Annotated in this window: 4 protein-coding genes; 3 read left to right on the top strand and 1 reads right to left on the bottom strand. The window is 74.5% G+C overall.

Going from position 1 to position 21453, the window contains the following annotated elements:
- Nucleotides 1-4 precede the first annotated feature (4 nt).
- Genes IOD16_RS12150 through IOD16_RS12140 form a run of 3 tightly spaced genes read left to right on the top strand, consistent with a single transcriptional unit; the run spans nt 5 to nt 20216 of the window.
- Complete coding sequence (locus tag IOD16_RS12150; protein ID WP_201440121.1) at nt 5-18814, top strand: non-ribosomal peptide synthase/polyketide synthase; 18810 nt, start codon at nt 5-7, stop codon at nt 18812-18814.
- A complete protein-coding gene (locus tag IOD16_RS12145) occupies nt 18811-20028 on the top strand; it encodes an MFS transporter (protein ID WP_201440120.1) in 1218 nt (405 codons plus the stop codon). Before IOD16_RS12150 ends, IOD16_RS12145 begins: the two co-directional genes overlap by 4 nt.
- Nucleotides 20025-20216: an MbtH family protein gene (locus tag IOD16_RS12140; RefSeq protein ID WP_123742152.1), complete on the top strand. Its 192-nt coding sequence runs from the start codon at nt 20025-20027 to the stop codon at nt 20214-20216. The genes IOD16_RS12145 and IOD16_RS12140 overlap by 4 nt, the downstream gene beginning before the upstream one ends.
- 28 nt (nt 20217-20244) lie before the next feature.
- Here the strand turns inward: IOD16_RS12140 and chrA are convergent, their stop codons facing one another.
- Nucleotides 20245-21369 carry a chromate efflux transporter gene (gene chrA, locus IOD16_RS12135; RefSeq protein ID WP_201440119.1) on the bottom strand — a complete coding sequence of 375 codons (1125 nt, stop codon included), beginning with the start codon at nt 21367-21369 and terminating at the stop codon, nt 20245-20247.
- Nucleotides 21370-21453: the final 84 nt, after the last annotated feature.

Here is a 21453-nt window from a genome sequence, read left to right as displayed (position 1 = left end):
CGTCATGACCGCGTCCAAGAACGACCGCATCTCCGCGCTGCCCGAACACCTCCGCGAGAAGCTCCGCGCCCGGCTCGCCGGCCGGGCCGCGCCCGTGGTCGACGTGATCCCGCCCGCGCCGCGCGACGAGCCGCTGCCGCTGTCGGCGGGCCAGCAGCGCCTGTGGTTCCTGGCCCAGTTCCAGCCCGGGAGCACCGAGTACACCAGCGCGGTCGCGCTGCGGCTCACCGGTCGGCTCGACCGGGAGAGGATGGCCGACGCCGTGCGCGGGCTGGTGCGCCGGCACGAGTCGCTGCGCACCACGTTCGACCAGGTCGACGGGCACCCGGTGCAGGTGGTGCACGACGACGTCGAGGTCGACCTGCTCGCCGTGGACGACCTGGGCGAGGTGCTGGACGAGCCGTTCGACCTGCGGCGCGGCCCGCTGTTCCGGGCGGCGCTGCGCACCGAGGCCGACGGCGCGCACGTGCTGCTGCTGGCCTCGCACCACATCGTCGTGGACGGCTGGTCGCTCGGCGTGCTGGGCGACGAGCTGGGCGCGCTGTACCGGGGCGAAGCCCTGCCCGAGCCCCGGTTGCAGTACGCCGACTACGCCGTCTGGCAGCGCGGCCGGCCGGTGGACACCGGGTTCTGGGTCGACCGGCTGGCCGGTGTCGTGCCGCTGGACCTGCCGACCGACCGGCCGCGGCCGGCGGAGCGCACCCCGGCGGGCGCGACGCACGAGTTCACCGTGCCCGCCCGGTTGGCCGGCGACCTGGCGGAGCTGGCCCGCGTGCACGAGACCACGCTGTTCACCGCCGTGATGGCGGCCTGCCAGCTGCTGCTGGCCCGCTACACCGGCCAGGACGACATCGCGGTCGGCACGGTCACCACCGGGCGCAACCGGCCGGAGCTGGCCGACCTGGTCGGCTTCCTGGTCGGCACCGTCGTGCTGCGGTCCACTGTGGACAGCTCGCGGTCGTTCGCCGAGTTCCTGGGCGAGGCGAACCGGACGGCGCTGGACGCGTTCGGCCACGACGACGTGCCGTTCGACCGGGTGGTGGAGGCGGTGGGGGCGTCCCGCGACCCCAGCCGCACGCCGCTGTTCGACGTGATGGTGGTGCTGCAGAACGCGGGCCGCGCCCTGCCCTCGTTACCGGGCCTGCGCGTCGAGGAGCACCCGCTCAGCCGCGCGTGGTCGAACTTCGACCTGACCTTCGAGTTCACCGAGACGCCCGAGGGGCTGCACGGCGCGGTCGAGTACAGCACCGACCTGTTCGACGCCGGCACGGTCGACCGGATGGCCCGGCACCTGCTCGCCCTGCTGGGCGCGATCACCACCGACCCGTACCGGCCGATGGCCGAGCTGTCGATGCTGCTCGGCGACGAGCCGGCCGGCCGCGGACCGGCGCTGGCCGTGCCGGACGTGACGTTCCCGGCGTTGTTCGAGGCGCAGGCCCGCCGCACGCCGGACGCCACCGCCCTGGTGTGCGACGGTGACTCCCTCACCTTCGCCGAGCTGGACGCCCGCGCCAACCGGCTCGCCCGCCGCCTGCTCGCCGACGGCGTGGAGCCCGAGCAGATCGTCGCGCTGGCCCTGCCGCGCGGCCTGGACTGGGTGGTCGCGGTCCTGGGCATCCTCAAGGCGGGCGCGGTGTACCTGCCCGTCGACCCCGGCCTGCCCGAGGCGCGGTACGCGTACCTGCTGGAGGACTCCGGCGCGGTGCGGGTGATCGACGCGCCGCTCGACACCGCCGGCCTGCCGGCGACCCCGCCTGACGTGCCGGTGCGGCCCGACAACGCCGCGTACGTCATCTACACGTCCGGTTCGACCGGCCGGCCCAAGGGCGTCGTGGTCGAGCACCGGCACCTGGTGAACCTGCTGCACAACCACCGCGAGACGTTCGCCGGCGACCGGATGCGCGTCGCGCTCAGCGCGGTGTTCTCGTTCGACACGTCGTGGGAGGGCGTGCTGCTCATGGCCGACGGCCACGAGCTGCACGTGCTCACCGACGACGTGCGGCTCGACGCCACCGCGTTGATCGGGTACGCCCGCGAGCACCGGATCGACCTGCTGGACCTGCCGCCGTCCTACGTCCGGCAGCTCCTGGCCGACGGCCTGCTGACCGCCGAGGACGGGCCGAAGGTGCTGGTGCTCGGCGGCGAGGCGCTGGGCACGGCGCTGTGGCGCGACCTGGTGGCCACCGGGCTGCGGGCGCACAACTTCTACGGCCCCACCGAGACCACGGTGGACGCCGTGTCGTGCCGCGTCACCGGCGACCGGCCGGTCATCGGCACGCCGCTGGGCAACGTGACCGCGTACGTGCTGGACGACGACCTGCGGCCGGCGCCGGTGGGCGTGCCGGGCGAGTTGTTCATCGCGGGCGCCCAGGTGGCCCGCGGCTACCTGGACCGGCCGGGGTTGACCGCGCAGCGGTTCCTGGCCGACCCGTTCGGCGGGCCCGGCGCACGCATGTACCGGACGGGCGACCGGGTGCGGTGGACTCCCGTCGGCGGAGCCGACGATCGGACTCCCGTCGGCGGAGCCGACGATCGGGCGCCGTCGCACGTCCTGGAGTTCCTGGGTCGCACCGACGACCAGGTCAAGATCCGCGGGTTCCGGGTGGAGCCCGGCGAGGTGGAAGCCGCCATCTCCACCCACCCGGAGGTCACCGAGGCGGTCGTCGTCGCCCGCGAGGACGGCGGGCACACCCGGCTCGTCGCCTACGTCGTCACCACCGGGCCGGTCGACCTGCGCGCGCACCTGCGCGACTCGTTGCCGGACTACCAGGTCCCGTCGGCGTTCGTGGAGCTCGACCGGCTGCCGCTGACGCCCAACGGAAAGCTGGACCGGGCCGCGCTGCCCGCGCCGCAGGCGGTGGCGGGCGGCGAGTTCGTGGCGCCGCGCACCCCCGCGGAGGCCGAGCTGGCCCGGATCTGGGCCGAGGTGCTCGGCGCGGAGCGGATCGGCGTCGAGGACAACTTCTTCGCGGTGGGCGGCGACTCGATCCTGTCCATCCAGCTGGTGTCGCGGGCGCGGCGGGCCGGGCTGCACCTGACCTCGCGGGACGTGTTCCGGCACCAGACGGTGGCCGAGCTGGCGCTGGTCGTGCGGGAGGCCGTGCGGACCGCGCCGGAGCCGGTGTTCACCGGTCCGGCGCCGCTCACCCCGATCCAGCGGTGGTTCTTCGCCGAGTACGGGCCGCTCGCCCACTTCACCATGTCGCTGCTGGTCGAGCTGGAGCCGGCGGTGGACGCGGAGGTGTTGCGCGGCGCCGTGCGGACCGTCGTCGGGCACCACGACGCGCTGCGGCTGCGGTTCCGCGAGGTCGACGGGCGGTGGGTACAGGAGGTCGCGGACACCGAGGTCGACGTGTTCCGGGTCGAGGTCGACGCGGACGTGGAGCCCGTGGCACGCGCGGCGCAACGCGGCCTGGACCTGGCCGCGGGACCGCTGCTGCACGCGGTGTTCTTCCCCGGCGCGCGGCCGAAGCTGCTGCTGACCGTGCACCACCTGGCGATGGACGGCGTGTCCTGGCGGGTCCTGCTCGGCGACCTGGAGCAGGCCTACCGGGGTGTGCCGCTGGAGCCCGTCGGGACGTCGTTCACGCAGTGGGCGCACCGGCTGGCCGAGCACGTGGCGTCCGGCGCGCTGGACGACGCGCGGGCGCACTGGGACTCGCTGCCCGCGCCCGAGCAGCTGCCGGTCGACCGGGACGGCGCGAACACCGCCGGGTCGACGCGCGTGGTGTCGGCGCGGCTGGACCGGGCGACCACGGAGGCGCTGCTGACCGCCGTGCCGCCGGTGTACCGGACGCAGGTCAACGACGTGCTGCTCAGCGCGCTGGGCCGCACGCTGGCCGAGTGGACCGGGCGGGACGCGGTGAGCGTGACGCTGGAGGGCCACGGCCGCGAAGAGCTGCTGCCCGGCGTGGACCTCAACCGCACGGTCGGCTGGTTCACCACGCAGTTCCCGGTGGTGCTGGAGCCGGGCGACGAGTGGGGCCGCACGCTGAAGTCGGTCAAGGAGTCGCTGCGCGCCGCGCCGCACCGGGGCCTGAGCTTCGAGGCGCTGGGCGGCGGCGCGCTGCCCCAGGTCTCGTTCAACTACCACGGCCGGTTCGACGTGGCCGACGGCGGTTTCTACCGGGCCCGGCGGGACGCGGTCGGCGAGGACGTGCCCGCCGACGGTCCGCGCACCCACCTGCTCGAGGTGACCGGCCTGGTCGAGCGCGGCGAGCTGGAGCTGAGCTGGCAGTACTCCGAGCACGTGCACGACGAGGAGACCGTGCGGCGGCTGGCCGAGCGGACCCTGCAGGCGCTGCGGGAGATCGTGGCGCACTGCGCCCAGCCCGGCGCCGGCGGTCGCACGCCCTCGGACTTCCCGCTGGCCCGGCTCACGCAGGAGCAGGTCGACGCGCTGGCCGGCCCGGACGTGGAGGACATCCTCCCGCTCACGCCGTTGCAGGCGGGCATGGTGTTCCACAGCCTGGTCGAGCCCGGCACCTACGTCGACCGGATGCGGCTGGTGCTCGACGGCGTGCGCGACCCGGCGGCGTTGCGCCAGGCGTGGCAGCGGGTCGTGGACCGGACGCCCGTGCTGCGGTCGAGCGTGGTGTGGGACGGGGTGGCCGAGCCGGTGCAGGTCGTGCACGGGCACGTGGAGCTGCCGGGCGGGCCGGTGGACGCCCCGTTCGACCTGGGTGTCGCGCCGCTGCTGCGGGTCGCGGTCACGCCGCTGGACGAGGACCGGGTCGAGCTGGTCTGGTCGTCGCACCACGTGATCCTGGACGGCTGGAGCACCGGGCAGGTGTTCGGCGAGGTGCTGGAGCAGTACCGGGCGATCGTCACCGGAACGCCCGCCCGGTTGCCCGCGCGGCGGCCGTTCCGGGACTACCTGCGCTGGCTGGCCGAGCAGGACCGGGCCGAGGCCGAGGCGCACTGGCGGTCCGTGCTGTCCGATGTGGACGGTCCGACGCCGTTGCCGTTCGACCGCGCGCCCGCGCGGGCCCACCGCTCGGAGGCGTCCGCGTCGGTCCGGTTCTCGCTGGACCTGGACGACGCCGCGCGGCGCGCGGGCCTGACGGTGAACACGGTGGTGCAGGGCGCGTGGGCGTTGCTGCTGGCCCGTGCCTGCGGCGAGGCCGACGTGGTGTTCGGCAGCACGGTGTCCGGCCGCCCGGCCGAGCTCGCCGGGGTCGAGTCCATGGTCGGCATGCTGATCAACACCGTGCCGACCAGGGCGGTCGTGGACGGCACCGCCGAGGTGGGCGCGTGGCTGCGCGAGCTGCAGGCCGCGCAGAGCGAGTCGCGGCGGTTCGAGCACACCTCGCTGGCCGAGATCCAGTCGTGGACCGGGACCACCCTGTTCGACTCCGTGGTGGTGTTCGAGAACTACCCGTTCGAGCGGGACGGCGACGGGCCGCGCGTGGTGGAGATCGACGCGGTCGACAACGCCACGCTGCCGTTGACGCTGAGCGCGTCGCTGACCGACCGGCTGAACCTGGACCTGGCCTACGACCCCGAGCTGTTCGACACCGCCACCGCCGAACGGCTGGCCGGGTGGCTGCGCGAGCTGGTCCGCGCCATCGCGGCCGACCCGACGGCGCGGATCGCCGACCTGCCGTGGCTGACCGAGGCCGAACGGCGCCGGGTGCTGGTGGAGTGGAACCGGACCGAGCGGGACACGCCCCGGGAGCTGTACCCGGAGGTGTTCGCCGGGCAGGCCCGCCGCACGCCGGACGCGACCGCGCTGGTGCACCACGACCGCACGGGGGCGCGCACCGCGTACACGTTCGCCGAGCTGGACGCCCGGGCGAACCGGCTGGCGCACCACCTGCTCGCGCGCGGCGCGGGTCCGGAGCGCGTGGTCGCGGTCGTGCTGCCGCGCTCGGCCGACCTGGTGGTGGCGGTGCTCGCGGTGCTCAAGGCGGGCGCGGTGTACCTGCCGGTCGACCCGCGGCTGCCCGCCGAGCGCATCGACTTCCTGCTGCGCGACGCGAACCCGGCGTCGGTGCTGGACGCGATGCCGGACTTCGCCGGGCCGGACCTGGCCGGGCTGCCGGACACGCCGCCGCCCGTCGCGCCGCGCCCGGAGCACGCCGCCTACCTGATCTACACGTCCGGGTCGACCGGCACGCCCAAGGGCGTCGTGGTCGAGCACCGGCAGCTCGCGAACCTGTACTACGCCAACAGCGCGGCCCTGATGCGCGAGCCGACCCGGTTCGCGGTCACCGCGACGTTCTCCTTCGACACGTCCTGGGAAGGGCTGCTGTTCCTGGCCGCGGGCAGCGAGCTGCACGTCATCGACGACGAGCTGCGGCTCGACCCGCCCGCGCTGGTCCGGTACGTCACCGAGCACGGCATCGGCACGGTCGACCTCACCCCGTCCTACGCGCGGCAGTTGGCGCAGGCCGGGCTGCTGGAGTCCGGCCTGCGCCGGATCATGCTGGGCGGCGAGGCGGTGGACGCGCCGCTGTGGCGGCAGATCGCCGAGTCGCCGGTGGAGGGCTTCAACTACTACGGCCCCACCGAGGTGACGGTGGACTCGGTGGCGACGCGGGTCGTCGGCGAGCGGCCGGTGATCGGCCGGCCGCTGGCCAACCTGTCCGCCTACGTGCTGGACGCCGACCTGCGGCCGGTGCCGCCCGGTGTGCCCGGCGAGCTGTTCATCGGCGGCACGCAGGTGGCGCGCGGCTACCTCGGCCGGCCCGGGCTGACCGCCCAGCGGTTCGTCGCCGACCCGTTCGGCCCGGCCGGCGCGCGCATGTACCGCACCGGCGACCGGGTGCGGTGGTCGGCGGTCGACGACCCGGCTCGGCCCGGCGTGCTCGAGTACCTCGGCCGGGCCGACGACCAGGTGAAGATCCGCGGTTTCCGGATCGAGCCCGGCGAGGTCGAGGCGGCGCTGCTGGACGTGCCCGGCGTGCGGGAGTCCGCCGTGGTGGTCCGGGACAACCGGCTGATCGGGTACGTGACCGGCGCGCCGGAGACCGACGCGCGTGACGCGCTGGCCCGCGCGCTGCCCGACTACCTGGTGCCGTCGGCGGTGGTGGTGCTGGACGAGCTGCCGTTGTCGCCCAGCGGCAAGCTGGACCGGCGGGCGCTGCCCGAACCGGACCTGTCCGGCGGGTTCGTCGAGCCGCGCACCGACGCCGAGCGGGTCGTGGCCGAGGTGATGGCCGACGTGCTCGGGGTGACGCGGGTCGGCGCGCTCGACGACTTCTTCCGCCTCGGCGGCGACTCGATCCTCAGCATCCGCGTGACCTCGCGGTTGCGCGCGGCGTTCGGCGTGCAGCTGTCGCCGCGCGCGGTGTTCGACCACCCCACAGTGTCCGGCCTCGCCTCCGCCATCAGCACCGGGGCGGGTTCCGGCCAGGATGCGGTGGACGCCATCCCGGTGATCCCGCGCGATGGCGTCCACCCTCCGCTCACCCACCCGCAGTCGCCCGCCCAGCGGCGGCTGTGGTTCCTGGACCAGTTCGAGCCGGGCGGCACGGAGTACGTCACGCCGACCGCGCTGCGCCTGAGCGGGCCGCTGGACCTGGCCGCGCTGCGGCGGGCCCTCGACGGCCTGGTGGTCCGGCACGAGTCGCTGCGCACCACGTTCGACGACGGCGTGCAGCTCGTGCACGAGCCGTTCGAGGTGCCGCTCGCGGTCGAGGACGGCTCGTGGGAGGCGGTGCTGCTCGACGAGGTCGGCACGCCGTTCGACCTGCGCGGAGGACCGCTGTTCCGGACCCGGCTGGTGCGCGTCGCCGCCGAGGAGCACGTGCTGGTGCTGACGCTGCACCACATCGTCACCGACGGCTGGTCGACCGGTGTGCTGGCCAAGGACCTCGGCGCGCTGTACGCGGGCGAGGAGCTGCCGCCGCTCGCCGTGCAGTACGTGGACTACACGGCCTGGCTGCCGGAGCCCGCGGTCGACTACTGGGCCGGCGCGCTGGCCGGCGTGCCGCCGCTGGAGCTGCCGACGGACCGGCCGCGGCCGGCGGTGCGCGGCACGACGGGCGCGATGCACGGGTTCACCGTGCCCGCGCCGCTCGCGAAGGCCGTGAAGGCGGTGGCCGCCGAGCACGGCGACACCCTGTTCACCGCGCTGCTCGCGGCCACGAAGGTGCTGCTGGCCCGCTACACCGGGCAGGACGACATCGCGGTCGGCACCGCGGTGTCCGGGCGCGGGCGGGCCGAGCTGGACGACGTGATCGGCCTGTTCGTGAACACCGTGGTGCTGCGGTCCGCGGTGGACACGAGGCGGTCGTTCACGGAGCTGCTGGCCGACGTGCGGACCACCGTGCGGGACGGTTTCGCGCACCAGGACGTGCCGTTCGAGCGGGTGGTGGACGCCGTCCGGCCGGACCGCGACCCCAGCCGCAACGCCTTGTTCGACGTCATGGTGCTGATGCAGAACTTCGGCGCCGACGTGCCCGAGCTGCCCGGCCTGCGGGTGGAGGACCTCCAGCTCCCGCTGGTGACCTCGACGTGCGACCTCACGTTCGAGTTCGGCGAGGTCGACGGCGAGCTGCGCGGCGCGGTGGAGTACAGCACCGACCTGTTCGACGCGGACACGGTGGACCGCATGGCGCGGCACCTGCTGGTGCTGCTGGAAGGCGTCACGGCCGCGCCGGACCGCCCGGTGGGCGAGCTGCCGCTGCTGCTCGGCGACGAGCCGGACGGGCGAGGGCCGCGGCTGGCCGTCCCCGAGACGACGTTCGCCGCGATCTTCGAGGAGCAGGCGCGGCGCACGCCCGACGCCGGCGCGCTGGTGTGCGGCGGCACCCGCCTCACCTTCGCCGAGGTCGACGCGCGGGCCAACCGGCTCGCGCACCACCTGCTGGCCGCCGGCGCGGGTCCGGAGCGGGTGGTCGCGGTGTCGTTGCCGCGGTCGGCCGACTCGGTGGTGGCGATCCTGGCCGTGCACAAGGCGGGCGCGGTGTACCTGCCGGTCGACCGCGACCTGCCGCGCGACCGGGTGGACTTCCTGCTCCGCGACGCCCGGCCGGCGTTCGTGCTCGACGTGATGCCCGACGTGTCGGGCTTCCCGGACACCCCGCCGGACGTCGTCGTGCGCCCGGACCAGGCCGCGTACGTGATCTACACGTCCGGCTCGACCGGTGTGCCCAAGGGTGTCGTGGTCGAGCACCGGCAGCTGACGAACCTGATCCACAACCACCACCGGGTGTTCGCCGACGACCCGATGCGGGTCGCGCTGACCGCCGTGTTCTCGTTCGACACGTCGTGGGAGGGGCCGCTGTTCATGGCGGGCGGCCACGAGCTGCACGTGCTGACCGACGACGTCCGCCTCGAACCGCAGGTGCTCGTCGAGTACGTGCGCGAGCACCGCGTCGACCTGCTGGACCTGACGCCGTCCTACGTCCAGCAGCTCCTCCCGCTCGGGCTCCTCGACGGCGACCACACCCCCAGGCACGTGATGCTGGGCGGCGAGGCGCTGCCGGGGTCGCTGTGGCGGACGCTGGCCGCGTCCCGCACCACCGCGCACAACTACTACGGCCCGACCGAGGTGGCGGTCGACTCGGTGTCCACCGTCGTCAGCGGGGACCGCGCGCTGATCGGCCGCCCGCTGCTCAACCTGGTGGCCCACGTGCTCGACGAGGACCTGCGCCCCGTCCCGGCCGGTGTGCCCGGCGAGCTCTACCTCGGCGGCGCGCAGGTGGCCCGCGGCTACCACGACCGGCCGGGCCTGACCGCCCAGCGGTTCCTGGCCGACCCGTTCGGCGAGCCCGGCGCCCGGATGTACCGCACCGGGGACAAGGTGCGGTGGGTTCCCGCCGGCGGAGCCGGTGATCGGACGCGGACAGCCGCCCTCGACTACCTGGGCCGCAACGACGACCAGGTGAAGATCCGCGGTTTCCGGGTCGAGCTGGGCGAGGTCGAGGCGGCGCTCCTGCACCACCCGGACGTGACGCAGGCGGCCGTGGTGGCGCGGGCGCACAACGGTCACCAGCGGCTCGTCGCCTACACCGCGGGCACGGCCGCCGACCTGGCGGGCTGGCTCAAGCAGCGGCTGCCGGACTACCTGGTGCCGTCGGCGTTCGTGGCGCTGGACGCGCTGCCGATGACCCCGGCGGGCAAGGTGGACCGGCGGGCGCTGCCCGCGCCGACGTTCACCGACGCCGGCTACGTCGCGCCCGAGCCGGGCGTCGCGGCCACCCTCGCCGACATCTGGGCCGACGTGCTCGGTGTGGAGCGGGTCGGCGCGCGGGACAACTTCTTCGCCCTGGGCGGCGACTCGATCCTGAGCATGCAGGTCGTGTCCCGGGCGCGGCAGGCCGGGCTGAAGCTGACGTCCAAGGACGTCTTCCTCCGCCAGACCGTCGGCGACCTCGCGCTCGCGGTCACCGACGACACCGCGACGACCCACGAGACGGTGACCGGGCCGGCGCCGCTGACCCCGATCCAGCGCTGGTTCTTCGCCGAGCAGGGACCGCTGGCGCACTTCACCATGTCGGTGGTGGTGCGGGTCGGCGACGCCGAGCCGGCCGCGGTGCGCGACGCCGTGCGGGCCGTGGTCGCCCACCACGACGCGCTGCGGCTGCGGTTCACCCGGGTGGACGGCGAATGGCGGCAGGAGGTGGCGGACGCGGAGTCCGCCGAGGTGTTCCGCCTCGCCTCGGGCGACCTGGCCGCCGAGGCGCACCAGGCCCGCACGAGCCTCGACCTGCGCCACGGCCCGCTGCTGCGCGCCGTCCTGTTCGACGACGGCAGGCTGTTCGTCACCGCCCACCACCTGGTGGTCGACGCGGTGTCGTGGCGGATCGTGCTGGAGGACCTGGACACCGCGCTCGCCGGCCGCGACCTCGGGCCGAAGAGCACGGCGTTCACCGACTGGGCGCACCGGCTCGACCGGCACGTGCGCGAGGGCCGGTTCGACCACGCCCTGCCGCACTGGGCGGACGTGCCCGCGGAGGAACCGGCGCCGACGTCGGCGGGCAGCGCGCGCAGCGTGTCCGTGCGGCTGGGCAAGGCCGAGACCGACGCGCTGCTGCACGCCGTGCCCGACGCCTACCGCACCCAGGTCAACGACGTCCTGCTCACCGCGCTGACCGCGGCGTTCGCCGGGCGGGCGCTGGTGGCGCTGGAGGGCCACGGCCGGGAGGAGCTGTTCGACGGCCTGGACCTGTCCCGCACGGTCGGCTGGTTCACCGCCGAGTTCCCGGTCGCGCTGGAGCTGCCCGGGGACGGCGGCGGCGCCGTCGACTGGGGCGCGGCGCTGAAGTCGGTCAAGGAGCAGCTGCGCGCCGTGCCGGACAAGGGGCTGAGCTACGAGGCCCTGAAGTACTGGGACCGCGGCGTGACCGGCCCGCTGCCGCGCGTGTGCTTCAACTACCTGGGCCAGTACGACGACGAGATCGACGACGTCGACCACGGCCGCGAGGTGCCGGACGACGCCGTCCGGCCGCACCTGCTCGACATCGGCGCCGCCGTGTCGTCGGGCGAGCTGGTGCTGGACTGGGAGTACTCCACCGAGGCGCACGACGAGGCCGCGGTGCGCGCGTTGGCCGACCGGATGGTCGACGCGCTGCGCGGGATCGTCGCGTTCTGCGCGAAACCGGACGCGTGGGGCCGCACGCCCTCGGACTTCCCGCTGGCGAAGCTCACCGCCGAGCAGGTGGACCGGATCGTCGACCGGGACGTGGAGGACGTCTACCCCCTCACCCCGTTGCAGGCGGGCATGGTGTTCCACAGCCTCGTGGACGACAGCACGGCCTACGTGAACCAGCTGCGGGTGCGGCTGTCCGGTGTGGACGACCCCCGGCGCTTCGCCCAGGCGTGGCAACGCGTGGTCGACCGCACGCCCATCCTCCGCACCGACGTGGTGTGGGAGGGCCTGGACGAGCCGGTGCAGGTGGTGCGGCGCGGCGTGACCGTGCCGGTGACCTACGCCGACGTCACCGACGAGGTGGTCGCGGCCGACGCGGCGGCCGGTGTCGACGTGACCACCGCGCCGCTGATGCGGCTGGTCGTCGGCCGGGCCTCGGACACCGAGGTGGACCTGTTGTGGACCTCGCACCACCTGCTGCTCGACGGGTGGAGCACCGCGCAGGTGTTCGGCGAGGTGCTCCACGAGTACGCGGGCGGCGCGGCGCCCGCGCGGCGGCCCTTCCGCGACTACCTGGCCTGGCTCGCCGAGGTCGACCAGTCGGCCGTCGAGTCGTACTGGCGGGGCGTGCTGGCCGGGTTCGAGACGCCCACCCCGCTGCCGTTCGACCGGCCGCCGACCGAGGCGCACCGCGCCGAGTCGTCCGCACAGGTCGTGCTCGACCTGCCCGCCGACCGGCTCGACGCGGTCGCCCGCACGCACGGCCTGACGGTGAACACGCTGGTCCAGGGCGCGTGGGCGGTGCTGCTGTCCCGCACCTCGGGTCAGCGGGACGTGGTGTTCGGCAGCACGGTGTCCGGCCGGCCGGCGGAGCTGCCCGGTGTCGAGTCGATCATCGGCATGTTCATCAACACCGTGCCCACGAGGGTGACGGTGGAGTCCGACGTCGAGGTGGTGACCTGGCTGCGCCGGTTGCAGGACTCGCAGACCGAGTCCCGGCAGTACGAACACGTGTCGCTGGCGCAGGTGCAGGTTCTGGCCAAGATCAGCTCAGGCTCGGGCACGCGCCTGTTCGACAGCCTGCTGGCGTTCGAGAACTACCCGGTCGAGAAGGACTCGCCGGACGGCGCGCCGGGCATCGGCGAGGTGGACAGCCTGGACACCACGTCGTTCCCGCTCACCGTGCGGGCGTACGTGGACGACTCGCTGCACGTGGAGCTGACCTACGACCCGCGGCTGTTCGACGCCGCCACGATCGGTCTGCTGGGCGAGCGGCTGGCCCGGCTGCTCGACGCGATCGGCGCGGACCCCCGGCGGCGGGTGTTCGAGCTGCCGTGGCTGTCCGACGACGAGCGGGACCGGGTGCTGGTGTCGTGGAACGGCACGTCGTCCGGCGCGGTGGTCGAGGACACCATCCCGTCGCTGTTCGCCGCACGGGCCGCGCGCACGCCGGACGCCGTCGCGGTGACGTGCGAGGGCGCGAGCCTCACCTACCGGGAGCTGGACGAGCGCGCGAACCGCCTGGCGCACCACCTCGTCGCGGCCGGAGCCGGCCCGGAGACGGTGGTGGCGCTGCGCTTCCCCCGTTCGTCCGACCTGGTGGTCGCGGTGCTGGGCGTGCTGAAGGCGGGCGCGGCCTACCTGCCGCTGGACGCCTCGTACCCGGCCGACCGGATCGCGCACATGATCGAGGACGCCCGGCCGACGGTGACCCTGGACGGGCTGCCCGACCTGTCCGGGCTGCCGACCGACGCGCCCGATGTGCCGCTGCGGCCCGAGAACGCCGCGTACGTGATCTACACGTCCGGGTCGACCGGGCGGCCGAAGGGCGTGGTGATCCCGCACTCGAACGTGGTGCGGCTGTTCTCCGGGACCGACCACTGGTTCGGCTTCGGACCCGACGACGTGTGGACGCTGTTCCACAGCTACGCCTTCGACTTCTCGGTCTGGGAGCTGTGGGGACCGCTGCTGCACGGCGGACGACTCGTCGTCGTCCCCTACGAGGTCTCGCGGTCGCCGCGCGACTTCGCCCGCCTGATCGCCGACGAAGGCGTGACCGTGCTCAACCAGACGCCCTCGGCGTTCTACCAGCTGCTGGAGGAAGCGCCCGACCTCGACGTCCGGTACGTGATCTTCGGCGGCGAGGCGCTGGACATGCGCAAGCTGTCGGCGTGGCGCGGCTCCGGCGAGTTGATCAACATGTACGGCATCACCGAGACGACCGTCCACGTCACGTGGACGCCCGCGGACGGCTCGATCGGCGTCCCCATCCCCGACCTGCGCGTCTACGTGCTCGACGACGAGCTGCAACCCGTCGCGCCCGGCGTGGTCGGCGAGATGTTCGTGGCCGGGCCGGGAGTGGCCCGCGGCTACCTCCACCGGCCGGGCCTGACCGCCCAGCGGTTCCCGGCCGACCCGTTCGGCGCGCCGGGGAGCCGGATGTACCGCACCGGCGACCTGGCCCGGTGGGTGGACGGCCGGCTGGAGTACTTCGGGCGCGCGGACCAGCAGGTGAAGATCCGCGGCTTCCGGATCGAGCTGGGCGAGATCGAGGCGGTGCTGGCCGCGCACGACGCCGTGGCCCAGGTCGCGGTGATCGTGCGCGAGGACCGGCTGGTCGCCTACCACGTGCCCGCCGGCACGGCCGAGGCCACCGGGCTGCGCGAGCACGCCGAGCGGTCGCTGCCGGACTACATGGTGCCCGCCGCGTACGTGGCGCTGGAGCGGTTGCCGCTCAACGCCAACGGCAAGCTGGACCGGGCCGCGCTGCCCGCGCCGGAGCGGGAGGCGTCGGCGGCGGGCGGGTTCGTCGCGCCGCGCACCGAGGCCGAACGCCTGGTCGCGGAGGTCTGGGCGGACGTGCTCGGCCTGGCCGAGGTCGGCGCGGAGGACAACTTCTTCACCCTCGGCGGCGACTCGATCTCCAGCATCCGGGTGGTGTCGCGGCTGCGGTCGTCGTTCGACGTGTCGCCGCGCGACCTGTTCGACCACCCGACCGTGGCCGCGCTCGCCGCCCGCCTGTCCGGGTCCGTCTCGGCCGACGGGGCGATCCCCCGCGTCGAGGGTGACGCGCCGCTGTCGTTCGCGCAGCAGCGGCTGTGGTTCCTCGACCAGTTCCAGCCCGGCGGCACCGAGTACGTGACACCGCTGGCCGTGCGGCTGCGCGGCGCGCTGGACGTGCGGAGGCTGGAGCGGGCGTTGCGGGCGCTGGTCGAGCGGCACGAGTCGCTGCGGACCACGTTCCCGGCGGTGGACGGGCTGCCCGTCACCTCCGTGCGGCCGGTCGACGTGACGCTGCCGGTGGTGGACGAGCTGCCCGCGCCGGAGCCGTTCGACCTGGCCGAGGGGCCGCTGTTCCGGCCCGTGCTGGTGCGCCGGGGACCCGACGACCACGTGCTCGCGCTCACGATGCACCACATCGTCACCGACGGCTGGTCCGGCGGGGTGCTGATGTCCGACCTGGCCGCGCTGTACGGCGGCGAGGAGCTCGCGCCGCTGCCCGTCCGGTACGGCGACTTCGCCGCCTGGCAGCGGCAGCAGCCGCTGGACGCGCAGCTGGACTACTGGCGCGAACGGCTGGCCGACGTGCCCGCGCTGGAGCTGCCGACGGACCGGCCCCGGCCGCCCGTGCAGACGACGGCGGGCGCGCAGACCGGGTTCGCGGTGCCGGCGCCGGTCGCGGAGCGGTTGCGCGAGCTGGCACGAACCGTGGACGGCACGCTGTTCATGGCGCTGGTCGCGGCCTGCGAGGTGCTGTTGCACCGGTGGACCGGGCAGGACGACTTCGCGCTCGGCACCGTGGCCTCCGGCCGCGACCGGCCCGAGACGCAGGACCTGGTCGGGTTCTTCGTCAACACGGTGACCCTGCGGGCGCGGGTCGAGCCGTCGGCGACGTTCCCCGAGTTCCTGGCCCGCACCCGGGCGACCGTGCTGGACGCGTTCGCGCACCAGGACGTGCCGTTCGAACGGGTGGTGGACGCGGTGCGCCCCGACCGCGACACCAGCCGCACGCCGCTGTTCCAGGCCGTGGTGGCGCTGCAGAACGCGCCCCAGGCGGCGGGCTTCCCCGGGCTCGACGCGGAGGACGTCGAGCAGCCCACGGTGAGCAGCAACTTCGACGTGACGATCGAGTTCACCGAGGACCCCGACGGGGGGCTGCACGGATCGGTCGAGTACAACACCGACCTGTTCGACGCGGGCACGGTCGAGCGGCTGGTCGAGCACCTGGGCGTGCTGCTGTCCGGCATCGCGGCCGACCCCGACCGCCCGCTGTGGGCGTTGCCGGTGCTGCCCGACTCCGAGCGGGAGCTGCTGGCGGCGTGGGGTTCCAGCGGTCCGGCGGTCGACGGCCCCGGCTTCGTGGAGCTGGTCGAGGCGCAGGTCGCGCGCACACCGGGCGCGTTGGCGCTGACCGGCGCGGCGGACGTGACCTACGCCGGGCTCAACGCCCGCGCGAACCGGTTGGCGCACCACCTGATCGGGCTGGGCGCGGGACCGGAGCGGATCGTCGCGCTGCGGCTGCCCCGGTCGGTCGACCTGCTGGTGGCGGAGCTGGCGGTGCTCAAGGCGGGCGCCGCGTTCCTGCCCGTCGACCCGGAGTACCCGGCCGAGCGGATCGCGTTCATGCTCGACGACGCCCGGCCGCTGGTGGTGCTGGACGGGCCGGTCGACGTGTCCGACCAGCCCGACGCGGACCCCGCCGTGGCGGTGCGGCCGGAGCATCCGGCGTACGTGATCTACACGTCCGGGTCGACCGGGCGGCCGAAGGGCGTGGTGGTGTCGCACGCCGGCCTGGCCACGTTCGCGGCGGCCGAGATCGCGCACTTCGACGTGCGGCCCGGCGACCGGGTGCTGGAGTTCTCCTCGCCCAGCTTCGACGCGTCCGTGCTGGAGCTGTGCATGGCCCTGCCCGCCGGCGCGGCGCTGGTCGTGCCGCCGCCGGGGCCGCTGCTGGGCGACCAGCTCGTCGAGGTGGTGAACGGGTTCGGCGTGACGCACGCGCTGATCCCGCCGGTCGCGCTGGCCACCGTGCCGGACGTGGCGCTGCCGACGTTCCGCACGCTGGTCGTGGGCGGCGACGCGTGCTCGGCGGACCTGGTGCGCCGCTGGGCGCCCGGCCGCCGGATGATCAACGCCTACGGGCCGACCGAGTCCACCGTGGTCACGTCGTGGAGCGAGCCGCTGGAGCCCGGCGGCGTGCCGCCGATCGGCCGGCCGATCCCCGGCACGACCGCGCACGTGCTCGACGGCGAGCTGCGGCCCGTGCCGGTGGGCGTCGCCGGCGAGCTGTACGTGTCCGGCGTCGGGCTGGCGCGCGGGTACCTGGACCGGCCGGGGCTGACCGCGCAGCGGTTCCTGGCGAACCCGTACGGGCCGCCCGGGTCGCGCATGTACCGCACGGGCGACGTGGTGCGGTGGACCGCCACCCCCGGCGACCGGACGTCCGGACAGCTGGAGTTCGTCGGCCGGGCCGACGAGCAGGTGAAGATCCGCGGGTTCCGCATCGAGCTCGGCGAGATCGAGACCGCCCTGCTGCGGCACCCGGACGTGCGTGAGGCGGTCGTCGTGGCCAGGGCGGACGCGCGGGGCCACAAGCGGCTCGTCGCCTACGTCGTGGGCGAGGTCGCGCAGTCGTTCCGGGTGGAGAAAGTCCGGGAGTTCCTGGGCGAGTCGCTGCCGGACTACCTGGTGCCGTCGGTGTTCACGCCGGTGGACGCCCTGCCGATCAGCCCCAACGGCAAGGTGGACCGGGCGAAGCTGCCCGAGCCGGACTTCGGCGCCCTCGCCGGCGCCGGGTACGTCGCGCCGTCCGGGCCGGTGGAGGAGGCGCTGGCCGCCGTCTGGGCCGACGTGCTCGGTGTGCCCAGGGTGGGCGCGCAGGACAACTTCTTCGCGCTGGGCGGCGACTCGATCCTGAGCATGCAGGTGGTGGCGCGGGCGCGGCAGGCCGGGTTCCGCTTCGCCACCCGCGACCTGTTCGTGCACCAGACCCCCGCCTCGCTCGCCCCGCACGTCACGGTGGAGGTGTCGTCGTCCGCCGACCGGGCGCCGGTGGTGGGCGAGGTGCCGCTGACGCCGATCCAGCACTGGTTCCTCACCTCGGGGCGGCACAACCCGCACCACTTCAACCAGTCGCACCTGGTGGAGCTGGACCCGGCGGTGGACGTCGCGGCGTTGCGGCGGGCGCTGGGCGTGCTCGTGGCGCACCACGACGCGTTGCGGCTGCGGTTCACGTCCGTCGACGGGGTGTGGCGGCAGCACAACGACGACGTGGACGACGTCGACGTGCTGACCGTCGTGGACGGAGCGGCGGAGCTGGAGCGGGTCGCGGACGAGGTCCACTCGTCGTTCGACCTGGCGACCGGGCCGCTGGTGCGGGCGGTGCTGTTCCAGGGCGAGCAGCCGCTGCTGTTGCTGGTCGGCCACCACCTGGTGGTCGACGGGGTGTCGTGGCGGATCCTGCTCGACGACCTGGAGACCGCGTACCGGGGCGAGGACCTGGGCGCCAAGACCACCTCCTACCAGGAGTGGTCGCGGCGGCTGGAGTCCCACGTGCTCGGCGGCGCGCTGGACGACGAGGTGGAGCACTGGGACCAGACCTTCCCGTCGTTCCCCCCGCCGTCCGGGACGGCCGAGTCGGTGACCGTGGAGCTGTCCGAGGAGGACACGGACGCGTTGCTGCGCGGCGCGCCGGTCGCCTACCGGACCCGGATCAACGACGTGCTGCTGGCCGCGCTGGCGTGGGCGCTGTCCCGGTGGACGGGGTCGTCGCGGGTCGCGGTCGACCTGGAGGGCCACGGCCGCGAGGACGTGCTCGACGTGGACCTCTCGCGGACCGTCGGCTGGTTCACCACGGTGTTCCCGGTGACGTTGGAGGTGCCGGACGGCGGCTGGCGCGACCGGGTGAAGGCGGTGCGGCGGCAGCTGCGGGCCGTGCCGGGCAACGGGTTCGGGTACGGGCCGCTGCGGCAGCACGGCCGGGTGCCCGACGGCGGGCGGCCCGCGGTGTCGTTCAACTACCTCGGCCAGTTCGACGGCGGCTCGGCCGAGTCGACCGGCCTGTACCGGGCGGTGCGGCCGTCCGTCGGCGCGGACCACGACCCGGCCGACGGCGGCGACCACGTGCTCGACGTGGTCGGCGAGGCCGGGAAGACGCTGGGCTTCGCCTTCTACCACTACCCGTCGACGCACTCGGCCGAGGAGATCGGCGCGGTGGCCGCCGACTTCGCCGCCGCGCTGCGGGCGATCGCCGCGGACTGCCGGGGTGCGCTGTGACGACGTCGCTGGCGCGCAACCGGAACTACACGCTGCTGTGGGGCGGCCAGGCGTTGGCCGAGGTGGGGTTCAGCGCCTCGATGCTGGCCCTGCCGCTGCTCGTGCTGGCGCTGACCGGGTCGCCGGTGCTGTCCGGGCTGGTCCTCACCGTGGACGCCACCGCGCAGCTCCTCGTCGGCCTGCCGGCCGGCGCGCTGGTCGACCGGTGGGACCGCAGGCGGATCATGCTGTGCTGCGAGGCCGTCCAGGTGGTCGCCCTGGGCGGGCTCGTGGTCGCGGTGTGGGCCGACGCGGTCACCATCCCGCACGTCATGGCGGTCGCCGCGGTGCTCGGCGTGTGCCGGGCGTTGTTCGAGCCCGCCGAGGACGCGTGCCTGCCCCGGCTCGTGCCCGAGTCGCAGCTGGCGACGGCCGTGGCGATGAACAGCGCGCGGTCCTCGTTGGGGCAGATGGCGGGGACGGCGCTGGGTGGCCTGCTGATCGCCGTGGCGCGGTGGCTGCCGTTCCTGGTGGACCTGGTCACGCACGTGGTGGCGTTCGTGGCGCTGCTGTTCCTGCGGGTGCCGCCGGCCGCGCCGGTCGAGGCGCACCCGCCCCTGCTGCGGTCGATCGGCGAGGGCCTGCGGTGGGTGTGGAGCCGGCGGGAGATCCGGGTGACGGCGCTGTGCGCGGTGGTGCTGAACCTGTTCTTCACCGCGTTCTACGTGGTCGTCATCGTGCTGGTCGAGGGCCGGGGCGCGTCGTTCGGCGAGATCGGCGTGATGGCGGCGATGCTCGGCGTCGGCGGCGTGCTCGGGGCGTTGGCCGCGCCGTGGCTGCACCGCGCGCTCGGCCCGCACCGGTCGATCGCGTCGGTGTTCTGGGTGCTGACCCTGCTGGTGCCGTGCGCGCTGCTGGTCGAGTCGGCCTACCTGGTCGGGGTGCTGTTCGCCCTGATGAGCTTCCTCGCGCCGACCGCCAACACCACCATCAGCACCCACCAGCTGCTGCTCACCCCCGACGAGCTGCGCGGACGGCTCAGCGGGGTGATGGGTGTCGTCGTGGGCGGCGCGGGCGCGGCCGGCCCCCTGGTCGGCGGCGTGCTGACCGAAGCGCTGTCGGCCCGCACCGCCGTCGTGGTGTGCGCGGCGGGCATCTTGTCCATCACGATTTTCGTCACAGTCAGCCCGACGTTGCGCGGGTATGCGAAAGCACAAGAGGAGAACAAGGCATGAGGGACGACATCACGTACCAGGTCCTGGTGAACGACGAGGGCCAGTACTCGTTGTGGCCCGCCCACCACGACGTGCCCGCCGGGTGGCGCTTCGAGGGCACGAAGGGCACCAAGGACGAGTGCTCGGCGCACGTCGACCAGGTGTGGACCGACATGCGGCCCGCGTCGTTGCGCGCGGCGATGGACTGAGGTCGGGTCGTCGGCGCCCCGGGCCCGCTCAGAGCAGCGGGACCAGGGCGCCGACGACGCCCGCGGCGACCAGCGCGCTCACCACGCCCCGGCGCAGCGCCAGCAGCCACAGCGCGGCGAGGCCGAGCAGGACGAACTGCCACGGCTCGTGCAGCGACCAGGCCAGCGGCACCGCGGAGCCCGCGATCGCCCCGATGGCCGCGGCGCCCGCGCCGGTGAGGAACGCCTGGGCCCGGCCGTCCTCCCGCAGGCGCGACAACCTCGGCCCGCCCGCGATGACCATCACGAACGACGGCGCGAACGCCACGAACGCGGCCAGCAGCCCGCCGCCGAGCCCGGCGGCGGCGTACCCGACGACCGCGACCGTCTGCACGACCGGTCCCGGCGTGATCTGCCCGAGCGCCACCGCGTTGAGGAACTGCGCGTCCGTCATCCACCCATAGGTGTGAACGGCGTCCTGCCGCATCAACGGGATGATCACGAAACCGCCGCCGTACGACAGCGCGCCGACCTTCGCCGCCACCCACGCCACCGCGCCCAACCCGCCGCCCGCCGCGGGCAGGGCCAGCACCACCGGCCAGTTCGCCGCCCGGCCGGGCGCGCGCACCGCGACCTCCACCAGCCCGGCGGTGACGAGCACGAGCACCAGCCACGGCCCGGTCACCGCCGCCGCCACCGCCCCCACCAGCAGGTACAACCCCCACCGCGCCCGCGCCACCCGTGCCGCGCCGACCCTGCGGTGGCTGCCGGGGATCAACCCCCACGCCGCGTGCAACGCCACCGCGGGCACCGCCGCCCCCGCCCCCGCCGCCGCGCCCGTCACCCACGCGGGCGCGTCGTCGGCCAGGAACAGCACCGCCAGCGCCAGGATCACCAGCAGGCCCGGCACGATGAAGCACACCCCGCCGACCACCGCCCCGACCGCACCGCGCAACCGCCACGCGCACAGGATCGCGAGCTGCGTGGAAGCGGGCCCGGGCAACAGGTTAGTGACCGCGACGCCGTCCTCGAACTCGCGGTCCGACAGCCACCCCCGCCGCGTCACGCACAGGTCGCGCAACAACGCGATGTGCGCGGGCGGCCCACCGAACCCGACGCACCCGATCCGCCCCCACTCGCGGACGATGGTCCCCAACCCGACCCGACCGCTCACGAGACACCCACCGCCGCCACTCCCGAAGCCGAACGTCACCCCGCCTCCCCCATCCTCTCCTCCCACCCACTTCCGGTCGCCCGG

Source organism: Saccharothrix sp. 6-C (genome assembly GCF_016695385.1).
Lineage (GTDB): Bacteria > Actinomycetota > Actinomycetes > Mycobacteriales > Pseudonocardiaceae > Actinosynnema > Actinosynnema texasense.
This window is presented reverse-complemented; position numbering and strand designations above follow the sequence as displayed.